Genomic DNA, 11,896 nt, shown 5'->3' with positions numbered 1-11,896 from the left:
GCGGCCTCCGGGAGCACTCCCGGAGGCCGCCGTCGTGTGTCGACGGTCAGTCGTCGCCGAAGCCCCAGTCCTCGGCGAAGTCGCCCTCGATGGCGTCCTCGATCATCTCCCCGGCGACCAGGCCGCCGACCGCGCCCAGCGCGGCGCCGGCCACGACCCCGCCCATCCCCGGGCCCCGGCCGTGGCCGTGGTGGCCGTGCGGCGCGTGGTAGCCGTGCGGGGCGCCGAAGCCCGCCTGGCCGCGCAGCTGCCCGTAGCGCCCGGTGGTCTCCCGCAGCCAGCCGTCGACCACCTGCACCCAGTCGACGCGGTCGGCGTCGGCGTGCGCCACCGTGTACCGGCCGAACACGTCGTGGCCGGGGGTGAGGAAGCCGCCCCGCTTGTCGCACTCGAGCACCACGTCGATGCCGCTCTGGCTGGTGACGAAGGTCAGCTCGACCTCGTTGACGCCCTGCGCCGCGTACTGCGGCGCGGCGAAGTACTCGATCTCCTGGTAGAACGGCAGCGTCTGCTGCACGCCGTAGATGTGGCCGCGCTCCAGGTCGGCGCCCTTGAACCGGAAGCCGAGCCGGGCGAACGCGTCCAGGATGCGCTCGTGCACCGGCAGCGGGTGGACCGCCACCTGGTCGAGGTCGCTCTTGTCGACCGCCCGGGCCACCGCCACCTCGGTCCGCAGGCCCATTGTCATGCCGTGCAGGCGCTGGCCGTACACGTCGGTGATCGGGGTCTCCCACGGCACCGGCAGCTGGAACGGGATCGACAGCTGCTGCTTCGGCGCCAGCTCGAAGGCACCGCTGACCGGCATCCGGTAAAACTCCATGATGCCCGCGTACTCGTGGTCGCCGCCCTCGATCTCGACCCGGGTGACCAGGCTGACGGCGATGTGCTCGATGGCCGCCGGGCTGTCGCCGCCGACCAGGTTGACCTGGCCCTCGAGCGCGAGGCCGGGCCGGGTGTTCGGGTTGGCCAGCACCGTGTCCACGCTGGGGCCGCCCACGCCGAACGCGCTCAACATCTTCTTGAAGACCATCGTCACTCCCGCTGACGGAGGCGCGCGTCCCACCCTGGAACGCCGCCACTCAACCGGGGAGCCTAACCGTAGCCGCTGTGAAGTGCCTGTGAAGCTGTTGAGCCGCTACAGCCACGTCACGGCGAGGTCGATCCGCGCCGCCGCTGTCCTGGCCTGCTGCCGCAGTTCACCCGGCCTGTCGCCGAGCGCCTCCAGTCGTTCGGCGTGGTCGGCGGCGAAGCGCTGGAGCGGCGAGTCGAGCGCGGCCATTGCCTCCTGGTGCTGCCCGACGCGGCACCTCGCGTCGGCGGCTGCCGCGTCCCCTTCCGCGCTGGCTGGTGGGGAACTCCGGGAAATTTCCCGGCCGCGGATGTCGAGGGCGGGGTGGCGGCTTCTACCTACGGGCGAAAGCACCGAGAATCGGTGCGCAGCCGTGAGGAGCCAGCCGTGAAGTACATGCTGTTGATGCAGTTCAGCGCCGCCAACACCGACTTCCCGTCGATCGACACCTGGTCGCCGGAGGAGATCCGGGCGCACATCGGCTTCATGCAGGATGTCAACGCCAAGCTCCGCGCCGACGGGGAGTGGGTGGACGCCCAGGGGCTGGGCGGCCCGCAGCAGGCCCGGGTCGTGCGGGCGGGCGCCAACGGCGCGCCGGTCGTCACCGAGGGCCCGTTCGCCGAGACCAAGGAGTTCCTCGCCGGGTACTGGATCGTCGACTGCGAGAGCCCGGAGCGGGCGGTGAAGATCGCGGCGCACATCTCGACGGCGCCCGGCCCCGGCGGCCGGCCGCTGAACATGCCGATCGAGGTGCACCCCGTCATGTCGGCGCCGCCGCAGGAGATGTGACCCCTGGACGCCCGGGAGCCGACCGTCGAGGACCTGCTGCGCGAGCTGGCGCCGCAGGTCCTCGGCGTGCTCGCCCGTCGGTTCGGTGACTTCGCCACCGCCGAGGACGCGGTGCAGGAGGCACTGCTGGCCGCGGCCACCCAGTGGCCCGACGAGGGGCTGCCGGACAACCCGCGGGGCTGGCTGGTGCAGGTCGCGTACCGGCGGATGATCGAGCTGGTGCGCGGCGAGACGGCCCGCCGCGAGCGCGAGCAGCGCGCGGCCCGGCGCGAGCCGGACCACCGTCGTGCGGCCCCGGCGGCCGACGAGGAGCTGCCCGCGGACCGCGACGACACGCTCGTCCTGCTGTTCCTGTGCTGCCATCCCAGCCTGTCGACGGGATCCGCCATCGCGCTGACCCTGCGGGCGGTCGGCGGGCTCAGCACGGCCGAGATCGCCCGCGCGTTCCTCGTGCCCGAGGCCACCATGGCGCAGCGGATCAGCCGGGCGAAGCAGAGCATCCGCGGCTCGGGCGTCCCGTTCCGGATGCCGGAGCCGGCGGAGCGGGAGCAACGGCTCGCCGCCGTGCTGCACGTGCTCTACCTGATCTTCACCGAGGGCCACACCGCCAGCCTCGGTGCGGACCTGCGCCGGGTGGACCTGTCCGAGGAGGCGATCCGGCTGACCCGGGCGATGCACGCGCTGCTGCCCCACGACAGCGAGGTGACCGGCCTGCTCGCGCTGATGCTGCTCACCGAGGCCCGCGCAGCCGCGCGCACCGGCCCGTCGGGCGAGCTGATCTCGCTGGCCGACCAGGACCGCGACCGCTGGGACGCGGCGGCGATCGCCGAGGGGACGGCGCTGGTCACGGCGGCGATAGCCCGTGGCCCGGTCGGCCCGTACCAGCTCCAGGCCGCCATCGCCGCCCTGCACGACGAGGCGCCCACGGCCGAGCGGACGGACTGGCCGCAGATCCTCGCGCTCTACGAGGTGCTGGAGAAGCTGTCCGCCAACCCGGTGGTGTCGCTGAACCGGGCGGTGGCGACCGCGATGGCGCACGGCCCGGCCGTCGGGCTCGACGCCCTGGCCGCGCTGGACGCCGACCCGCGGCTGGCCGGGCACCACCGGCTGCACGCGGCGCGGGCGCACCTGTACGAGATGGCGGGCGACGCGCCGCGGGCCATGACCCACTACCGGGCCGCCGCCGACCGGACGACGAGCCTTCCGGAGCAGCACTACCTGCGGATGCGCGCCGCCCGCCTCGCCGACGCGGACGCCTGAGCCGCCCGACGCGTACCCGAGGCGACCGGACCCCCGGCGGGCCCGACGGGTCGGCCGGCCCGGGGCCCGAAGCGGACGCGAGGGGATTGACCCGCCCCGACCGGGGTATCCGGGGACGATCGGGAGGAAGGAGATGCCACGATGGTCAACGTCGGCTACACCCTGTTGTGCGAGCAGGCCGGCCCGAAGCAGCTGGTCGACTACGCGGTACGCGCCGAGGCGGCCGGCTTCGACCACCTGGTCGTCTCCGACCACTACTACCCCTGGCTGGACTCGCAGGGCCATTCCCCGTACGCCTGGTCGGTGCTCGGCGCGGTCGCCCACGCCACCAGCCGGGCCGGGCTGATGTCGTTCGTGACCTGCCCGATCCGCCGCTACCACCCGGCGGTGGTGGCGCAGAAGGCCAGCACGGTCGGGGTGCTCTCCGACGGCCGGTTCACCCTCGGGCTCGGCGCCGGGGAGAACCTCAACGAGCACGTCGTCGGCGGCTGGCCGCACGTGGAGCAGCGGCACGAGATGTTCGAGGAGGCGTTGCAGATCATCCGGCCGCTGCTGGCCGGCGAGACGCTGACTTTCTCCGGCAACCACTTCGACGTGCCGGACGCGTACGTCTGGGACCGCCCGGAGCGGCCGGTGCCGATGGCCGTCGCCGCGTCCGGCCCACAGTCGGCGGCCCTCGCCGCCGAGTACGCCGACGGCGTCATCGCCACCGAGCCGGACGCGCACCTCGTGCGGCTGTACGAGGACGCGGGCGGCGCCGGCCAGCCCCGGTACGGGCAGGTGGCCATCTGCTACGGCCCCGACGAGGCGGAGTGCCGCAAGATCGTGCATGACCAGTTCCGCTGGTTCGGCCTGGGCTGGAAGGTCAACGCCGAACTGCCGGGGCCGGACTCGTTCGCCGCCGCCACCCAGTTCGTCCGGGAGGAGGACGTGGCCCAGGGCATCTCCTGCGGCCCGGACGTCGACCGGCACGTCGAGGCGTTCAAGAAGTTCGTCGACGCCGGCTTCACCCACGTGGCGCTCGTCCAGGTCGGCGGTGGCACCCAGCCGATGTTCCTCGACTGGGCCCGGGACGCGCTCCTCCCCCGCCTCCGCGACCTCTGACCGCCCCGCCCCCTTCACCTCCGCGATCTTGCACTTGTGGCCCCCGATCCGGGCGTTTCGCACCCTTTGACCGGGCCGAAACTGCAAGTCACCCGGTCTTTTCGGGACGCCTCGCAGGCGTGAAAATGGTGGACAGGTCGCCCGCCGACGCCGATCGATCTTGGTCTAGTTGAGGCCGTCTGCAAGTCTGGCGCCGGGGCCCGGACTCTTGTGGGTCACGCACTGTTGCTTCGAGCACGCCGGTCAGATTTTCGGTTCCCGACCGAGGCCCCCGGGCGACCTACCCACTGGTCGATCACGGTGAGGAGGGACGCGGGCGGATGCGCGGGTTACCCGAAGAGATCCCGGACGCTGACAGCGAGAAGGTCTGGGAGCGGGTGTGTGCGGTCGATGTGGCCAAGGAGTCGGGGATGGTGTGTACCCGGCTACCCGCCGCGGGTGGGCGGCGGGTGAGCCGGGTGTGGCAGGTGACGGCGACCACGAACGCGGTCAGTGACCTTGCCGCCGATCTGGTGGCGGCGGGGGTGGAGAAGGTCACCGTGGAAAGCACGTCGGACTACTGGCGGATCTGGTTCTACCTGTTCGAGGCAGCCGGGTTGGACGTGCAGTTGGTCAACGCCCGTGACGTCAAGAACGTGCCCGGGCGGCCGAAGACCGACAAGCTGGACGCGGTGTGGTTGGCCAAGCTCACCGAGAAGGGCCTGTTGCGGCCCTCGTTCGTGCCTGCGGCTCCGGTGCGGGTGTTGCGTGACTACACCCGGATGCGGGTGGATCTGGTCCGGGACCGGACCCGCTACTGGTCGAGGTTGGAGAAACTGCTTGAAGACGCCCTGATCAAGGTGTCGTCGGTGGCCTCCACCCTGCGGACGGTGTCGACGCGGGACATGGTTGAGGCGTTGATCGCCGGTCAACGTGATCCGGCGACCCTCGCCTCGCTGGCCCACGGAGCGCTGCGCCGCAAACGCAACGCCCTCATCGAGGCACTCACCGGCCGCTTCGACGACCATCACGGCGAGTTGGCCCGGATCCTGCTCGACCAGATCGACCGCCTCGACACCGAGATCGCGAAACTCACCACACGGATCGGGCAGATACTCGACGACATCGACCCACCGTCCCAGCCGGGCGGCGGCGACGGCGACACCCCGGCGCCAGACGCCCGGCGGCGCCTGGCCGAGATCCCGGGCATCAGCACCGAGTCCGCGCAACTGATCATCGCCGAGATCGGTCTGGACATGACACGGTTCCCCACCGCGGCGCACCTGGTGTCCTGGGCGAAGCTGTGTCCGCGCACCATCCAGTCCGGTACCAGCCTCACCGCGGGCAAGACAGGCAAAGGCAATCCGTACCTCAAAGGCGCCCTCGGTATGGCCGCAGCCACCGTCGCCCGCGGCAAGGGAACGTTCCTGTCCGAACGCTACCGGCGTCTGGTCACACGTCGAGGCAAAGGCAAGGCCAAGGTCGCCGTCGCCCGCTCCATCCTCGTGATCATCTGGCACCTGCTCAACGACCCAACCGCCCGTTACCACGATCTCGGCGCCGACTTCCACGAACGCCGTATCAACACCACCCGGAAGATCAACAGCCTGGTCCGGCAACTCGAAGCCCTCGGCCACACCGTCACCCTGCAACCGACAACCTGACCCCACACCCCCACCCCGCCCGGGCTGGCCATCAACACCGGGCCAGCCCACCGCGCCCAAAACCCGTCGTGGTACAGGTCATTTACCGGTCAGATCGCGGGGGCGGGGGGGCGGGGGGGGCGGGGGGCGGGGGCGGGGGGGGCGGGGGCGGGCGCGCGGGGCGGCGCGCGGGGCGGGCGCGCGGGGCGGGCGCGCGGGGCGGGCGCGCGGGGCGGGCGCGCGGGGCGGGCGCGCGGGGCGGGCGCGCGGGGCGGGCGCGCGGGGCGGGCGCGCGGGGCGGGCGCGCGGGCGGGCGCGCGGGGCGGGCGCGCGGGGCGGGCGCGCGGGGCGGGCGCGCGGGGCGGGCGCGCGGGGCGGGCGCGCGGGGCGGGCGCGCGGGGCGGGCGCGCGGGGCGGGCGCGCGGGGTTAGCGACGGGGGGAGAGGGCGGACAGCAGGTCGCGGGTGGTGCGGCGGGCCGGGGCGAGGACCGAGTCGCGCACCCACCGGGCCGCCGGGGTGACCGTGGCCCGCCAGGCGGCGCGCAGCGCCCGGCCGACGGAGAGGGCCGTGTGCCGCCAGGCCCAGCCCAGCGACCTGCCCACCGGGACGACCGTGTGCCGCCAGGCCCAGCGGGTCGCGCCGACGAGGAGGGAGGCCGCCCAGCGCAGGGCGCGGCCGACCGGGCGCAGCACCGCGCGGTACAAAAGGTTGAGGAGACGGCCGGCCAGTCGCCAGCCGTACGCGAGCGCGCCGACCAGCAGCCGGACGAGCCACCACAGGCCGCGCCCGACGGCGGCGAACGCCGGGGCGAGTGCCCGCCACAGCCAGCGCGCCGGGCGTACCAACAGGTGGCGGGCCAGCCAGAGGAGCGGAAGCCCGAGCAGGACGCGGACCGTCCAGGCCACCGCCGTCCCCAGCCACCGCAGCGCCGGCCACGCCAGCACCCGGACCAGCCAGACCAGCGGACGCCAGAGCAGGTGCACGGCCACCCAGACCAGCGGACGCCAGAGCAGGTGCACGGCCACCCAGACCAGCGGACGCCAGAGCAGGTGCACGGCTGCCCACATCAGCGGACGCCAGAGCAGGTGCAGGGCCGCCCAGGCCAGCGGGACCCACAGCACCCGGTGCAGGAACCAGCCGAGCGGGCGCAGTACCCAGTCGCTCAGGACCCGGCCGAGCGGGCCGAGCACCCGGCGTCTCAGCCACCCGGCGGTCACGACCAGCAACTCCCAGGCCAGCCGGACGGGCAGCACCACGACCAGGGCCACGCCCCGGGCGACCGCGGCGACCAGCGGGGGTGGCTCCGGTTGGCGGATGCGAGCCGCGTCGACGCCGCCCTGCTGCTCAAGGGTGCCGCTCACGCGGCAGAGGGTAGCGGGAGGCGACAAGCAGGTCAGGCCGGGCTAAGGTCGAGGTCCGCCAGCAGCGGGTAGTGGTCGGAGGCGTACTCGATCTCGCCACCGCGCGCGACGGCGTGCACACGGACCAGGCGGGCCAGGGCCGGGGTGGCGAACAGGTAGTCCAGGCGCATGCCGGAGAACTCCGCACCGCCGCCGTACCGGGTGGGCGCGGTCAGGCCCTCGTCGGGCGGGTCGCCGGGGGCGGGCGCGGACAGGTCGACCAGACCGGCGGCGGCGAGCCGGGCGACGGCCCGGATGTCCGGCGTGCGGCCGTCCCGGCGCAGGTGGCGACGCCGGTACGCGGGCGGCAGCCGGGCGATCCGCGCGGTGTGGTCGGTGTCCGGGTCGAGGGTGTTAAGGTCCCCGGCCACCAGGGCCAGCGGGCCGGGCGACCGGCGTACGGCGGCGGCCAGCCAGCCGGCCTCGACCCGGCGCCGCAGCCCGCAGTACGGGTGCAGGTGGCTGGCGATCACGGTGAGCGGCCCCGCGTCGGTGGCCACCGTCACCCGCTGGGCGGCGTGGTGGAACGGGCGGCGCACCGGGCCCGCCGCGAGCACCCGCAGCGGCGGGCGGACGAGCACGGCGACCGGCTGGCCGAAGCAGGACCGGGCCAGGTACGGGCGCATGCCAAGCTCGGCGGCGAAGCCGGCCGACACGCCGCCCGCGTCGAAGCCCCGCAGCTCCTGCACGGCGAGCAGGTCCGGCCGGTGTGCGGCGACGACCCGGGCCACCCGGTCCAGCCGGCCCGGACCGGCCCGGTCCCGGCCGCCGGTCTTGATGTTCCAGGTCATTACGCGCAGCACGGCCTGCTCCGGATGGTCGGGCGCGGCCCGGCACGCCCCCGGTCCGTGGGCGACGCGGGGCGGCGGGCACCGGCGGGCGGCACGGGACCGCGGGCACCGGCGGGCGGCACGGGACGGCGGGCACCGGCGGGCGACGGGCGGCGCATGGCGGCGGGTCAGTCCGGGCGGGCGGCCTTGGCCAGCTCGTCGTCCAGCTCGCTCACCTGGGCGGGCCGGATGGCGGGCCGGTTGCCCGCGCGCACGTCGGCGTTCGGGCGGATCGCCCAGTACAGCAGCCCCAGCCAGGGGGCGCCGAGCAGGATCGCGCCCATGAAGTCGGTCGGGTGGTGCATGCCCCGGTACATCCGGGAGACGGCCACGCCGACCGGCATGAGCACGGCCAGCGCCACGAACACCCAGCGCCACCAGCGGGCGGTGCGGGGGAACACGAGCAGCGCGATCGCCGTCCAGAGGCAGATGGTGGCGGCGATGTGGCCGGACGGGAACGACGAGGTCGGCATCGGCCCGTCCAGATTCTCCACCGATGGGCGGGGCCGGTCGACCGCGGCGGCGGCGGCGAGGAAGAGGGTCAGCTCGCCGAACATCGCCAGCGCCACGAACAGCACCGGCCGCCAGCGCCGCCACACCGCCAGCACGACCGGGCAGAAGACCAGCGAGACGAGCAGGATGGCGTGGGTGTCGCCGAACTTGCTCCACCACCAGCTCAGCTCGTCGAGGCCGGCGGTGTGCCGCTCGGCGAACCAGCGCGGTACCGCGGTGTCCAGGGCGCCGAACACGGTGCCCTCGGCGTACCGAGTGACGTAGACGCCGAAGGCGTACAGGGCGCCGAACACGAGCACCCAGCCGACCAGCAGCTCGGCGACGGCGGACCGCGGATGCTCCAGGACGTGCTCCTCGGCCGGGGCGGGGGCGATGTCGTGCCCCGCCTCCGGTTCCAGGCCCTCGGTCAGCGGGGGAACCGGCCGGCCGCGCTCGCGCCGCCACAGCCGGAAGGCGTACGCGGTGACGCCCAGCCACGCCGCGCCGAGCAGCCAGCCGCCGACCACGTCGGAGACGTAGTGCACGCCCAGCGCGATCCGGGTCAGCCCGACCAGCGTCACCAGCAGCGCGACCAGGGCGATCGCCGGCCTGCGCCAGCGGGGCGCCATGGCCGGCAGGAACACCAGCAGCAGCGCCCCGTACGCGACGAACGAGCCGAGGGCGTGACCGCTGGGGAAGCTGTTGCCGGGCGCGCTGGCTACCGGCACGTCCACGACGGGGCGGAGCCGGCCGACGAGGGCCTTCAGCGACGGGTCGAGGACCAGCCCGCCGACGCCGGTGACGATGAGGTAGACCGCGAGCCGGGCCTGCCGCCGGATCAGCAGGCCGACGACGGCGACGCTGACCAGCCAGATCAGCACCGGCCGCCCACCCAGGTCGGTGACCGCCTGCAGGACGGTGACCAGGGCGTGGCGCGGCGCCACGAGGGCGTTGAACCACTCGGCGGCCTCGCGGTCGGCGTGGTACAGCGGACTCCAGTGGAACCGGACGAGAATCAGCAGCAGGCCGAACCCCGCCCCCGCGCCGGCGACGGCCAGCAGCCCGGCCACGCTCCGCTCGGCGAAGTGGCCGAGCGGGCGACGGGCCGCCTCCTTCACCGCAGTCACCCCGCACCTCCCTCGTGTCCCCTGGCGTGGCGCTTTACCCGATCGGGTTCTCGCGTACACCGGGGACGGCACCGGGGGCGGGTCAGTGGGTGTCGGCGCGCTCCGCCTCGGGCTGCCACAGGTCCGGTTCGGCCGGCTCGGGTACGCCGACCCGCATCGCCTCCAGCTGGGCGGCGAAGGCCAGCCCGCCGAAGAGCGCCACGCCGGTGAGGTTGGCCCAGAGCAGCAGCGCCATCATCCCGGTCAGCGCCCCGTACGTCTGCCCGAAGCCGTCGCTGAACCGCACGTACCCGGCGAGCAGCAGGCTGGCCAGCCACCACAGCACGGTCGCGGTGCCCGCGCCGAACAGCAGCCAGGACAGGCCGGGCTGCCGACGCCGGGGCGCGTGCCGAAACAGCAGCGCCACGGCGAGCACGGTCAGCCCGAGGCTCAGCGGCCAGCGGACCACCTCCCACACGCCGTGGGCGAGCGGGCCCCAGGCGTAGTGCCGCCGTACGGACTCGCCCATGGCGCCGCCGCCGACCAGGATCAGGAACCCGGCCAGCGCCGGCACGCCGGCGGTCAACGCGAGAACGGTGGCGCGCAGGTACTTCCACAGCGCCGGGCGGTCGCGCTCCACCCCGTAGATCCGGTTCGCGCCGCGCTCGATCTGGGCCATCGTCATGGTCAGCGCGACCAGGCCGGTCAGCAGGCCCAGGGTCAGCGCCAGCTCGCCGGCGTCCTCGGTGCGCTCGCTGTCGACGAGCAGTTCCTGCACCACCTGCTCGCTCTGCCCGGGGGTGAGGGCGAGCACCGTGTCGGCCACCACCCGGCCGCCCTCGTCGGCGCCCAGGTCGGTGATCAGGCCGGTGAACGCGATCATGAACGGGACGACGGCGAGGCAGAGCTGGAAGGCCAACGCCCGCGCGTGGCTGAACCCGTCGCCGTAGCGGAACCGGACGAAGGCGTCCCGCAGCAGGCACCAGCCGCCCTGCCTGCGCAGCGTGTGCCAGGCGTCGTCGGCGGACAGCTCCTCGTCGGACATCAGCCGCGTCTCGGGGACCATCCTGGTGCTACTCACGGCGGGCCTCCTCGACCAGTTCCTCGCCCCGCTCCCCCGCGGCGTCGGCGTCGACGGCGAGGTCGGGGCCTCCTCCGGCTGCGGCACGCACAGCCAGAGCGCGCGGGGTCGGATCTCCGCCCTGAGCTGCCGGCCCGGCTCGATGAGGTCGCCGTCGAGCTCCCGGGGCTGGGGCCGGTTGCTGGTGATCCGCACCCGCCGGCAGCGGAAGACCTCCATCCGGGGCACGCTGCCGCGTCGGCGCACCAGCGCCCACGCCATGGCCAGCCAGTGCCGCAGCGTACGCGGGGTGAGCACCGCGACGTCGAGCCAACCGTCGTCCGGCTCGGCGTCGGTGAGCAGGGTGACCCCGCCCTGTAGCCGGCCGACGTTGGCGACCAGCACGGAGCGGGCCCGGCGGCGCAGCGGCGGCCGGTCGTCGAGCCGGATGACCACCCGCATGGGCCGGTCCCGCAGGTGCCGCGCGGCCCCCATCACGTACGCGGGCCAGCCGATTCGCGCCTTGGTGGCCTCGGAGGTGTCGGCGAGCATCTGCGCGTCGAAGCCCATCCCGGCCATGACCGTGAAGTGGTGGTCCTCGACGGCGCCGACGTCGAGCTGTCGGCGGCCGCGCTCGACGGCCACCTCCAGCCCGGCGGCCAGGTCGTCGGAGAGGCCGAGGTTGGCGGCCAGCAGGTTGCCGGTGCCCTGGGGCAGGACGGCGAGCGCCACGTCGGTGCCGACGAGCCCGCCGACGCAGGACATCACGGTGCCGTCGCCGCCGCAGGCGAAGACGACCTCCACGCCGGCCTCGACCGCCGCCCGGGTCTGGCCCCGCCCCGGGTCCTCCGGGGTGGTCTCGAACCACAGCGGCTCGGGCCAGCCGGCGGCGGCGAGGGCGGCGTTCACGGTCTCCCGCAGCCCGGCGAGATCGGCCACCTTCACCGGGTTCACCACCACCGCCGAGCGCGGCCCGCCGCCGGGGGCCGGCTTGTCGTCCCGCTCACCGTCCACGGCGCCAGTGTGCAGCACGGGCGACCGGGCGGCGACCCGGCGCCGGGTGAGGTTGTGCGCACCGGAATCAGGTTTGCCGGCGGCCGCCGCCGGGCAGGGTGGCCGGCCGCCCGGCCGCCGCCGGGCAGGGTCGCCGGCCGCCCGGCCG

At 74.5% G+C, this 11,896-nt stretch carries 10 protein-coding genes and 1 pseudogene; 4 read left to right on the top strand and 7 right to left on the bottom strand.

The annotated features are described in order from the left end of the window. Positions 1-46 precede the first annotated feature (46 nt). The gene (locus JD77_RS20635; RefSeq protein ID WP_145775784.1) at positions 47-1,030 is read right to left on the bottom strand and encodes a sporulation protein; all 984 of its coding nucleotides are present in this window, start codon (positions 1,028-1,030) and stop codon (positions 47-49) included. 105 nt (positions 1,031-1,135) lie between these two features. Then, complete coding sequence (locus tag JD77_RS32255; protein ID WP_170286494.1) at positions 1,136-1,279, bottom strand: hypothetical protein; 144 nt, start codon at positions 1,277-1,279, stop codon at positions 1,136-1,138. 186 nt (positions 1,280-1,465) lie between these two features. On the opposite strand from JD77_RS32255, the gene JD77_RS20630 reads away from it, so the two are divergent. The 4 genes from JD77_RS20630 to JD77_RS20615 all read left to right on the top strand — a co-directional run bounded on the left by JD77_RS20630 (position 1,466) and on the right by JD77_RS20615 (position 5,865). Beyond that, positions 1,466-1,858 (top strand): YciI family protein, encoded by a 393-nt coding sequence (locus JD77_RS20630; RefSeq protein WP_211372833.1) that lies wholly within the window; start codon positions 1,466-1,468, stop codon positions 1,856-1,858. A gap of 66 nt (positions 1,859-1,924) precedes the next feature. Beyond that, a complete protein-coding gene (locus JD77_RS20625; RefSeq protein ID WP_246140781.1) occupies positions 1,925-3,118 on the top strand; it encodes an RNA polymerase sigma factor in 1,194 nt (397 codons plus the stop codon). A gap of 141 nt (positions 3,119-3,259) precedes the next feature. Further along, positions 3,260-4,222 carry a TIGR03557 family F420-dependent LLM class oxidoreductase gene (locus tag JD77_RS20620; RefSeq protein ID WP_145775781.1) on the top strand — a complete coding sequence of 321 codons (963 nt, stop codon included), beginning with the start codon at positions 3,260-3,262 and terminating at the stop codon, positions 4,220-4,222. A gap of 320 nt (positions 4,223-4,542) precedes the next feature. After that, entirely contained in the window at positions 4,543-5,865 is a 1,323-nt protein-coding gene (locus JD77_RS20615; RefSeq protein ID WP_145773015.1) for an IS110 family RNA-guided transposase, read from the top strand. 406 nt (positions 5,866-6,271) lie between these two features. Here the strand turns inward: JD77_RS20615 and JD77_RS20605 are convergent, their stop codons facing one another. The 5 genes and pseudogenes from JD77_RS20605 to JD77_RS32905 all read right to left on the bottom strand — a co-directional run bounded on the left by JD77_RS20605 (position 6,272) and on the right by JD77_RS32905 (position 11,748). Next, positions 6,272-7,207: a hypothetical protein gene (locus JD77_RS20605; protein ID WP_145775779.1), complete on the bottom strand. Its 936-nt coding sequence runs from the start codon at positions 7,205-7,207 to the stop codon at positions 6,272-6,274. Between the two features lie 32 nt (positions 7,208-7,239). Beyond that, positions 7,240-8,049 (bottom strand): endonuclease/exonuclease/phosphatase family protein, encoded by an 810-nt coding sequence (locus tag JD77_RS20600; RefSeq protein WP_145775778.1) that lies wholly within the window; start codon positions 8,047-8,049, stop codon positions 7,240-7,242. 155 nt (positions 8,050-8,204) lie between these two features. Then, a complete protein-coding gene (locus tag JD77_RS20595; protein ID WP_145775777.1) occupies positions 8,205-9,695 on the bottom strand; it encodes a phosphatase PAP2 family protein in 1,491 nt (496 codons plus the stop codon). An 82-nt stretch (positions 9,696-9,777) separates the two neighbouring features. Next, on the bottom strand, positions 9,778-10,755 hold the full coding sequence (locus JD77_RS32910) for a YihY/virulence factor BrkB family protein (protein ID WP_211372616.1): 978 nt from the start codon (positions 10,753-10,755) through the stop codon (positions 9,778-9,780). Continuing rightward, positions 10,748-11,748: pseudogene (locus tag JD77_RS32905) on the bottom strand (diacylglycerol/lipid kinase family protein). The gene JD77_RS32910 and the pseudogene JD77_RS32905 overlap by 8 nt, the downstream one beginning before the upstream one ends. Between the last annotated feature and the right edge of the window lie 148 nt (positions 11,749-11,896).

Source organism: Micromonospora olivasterospora, assembly GCF_007830265.1.
GTDB lineage: Bacteria > Actinomycetota > Actinomycetes > Mycobacteriales > Micromonosporaceae > Micromonospora > Micromonospora olivasterospora.
Note: the sequence above shows the minus strand (reverse complement) of the source record. Positions and strands in the feature narration are given on the sequence as shown.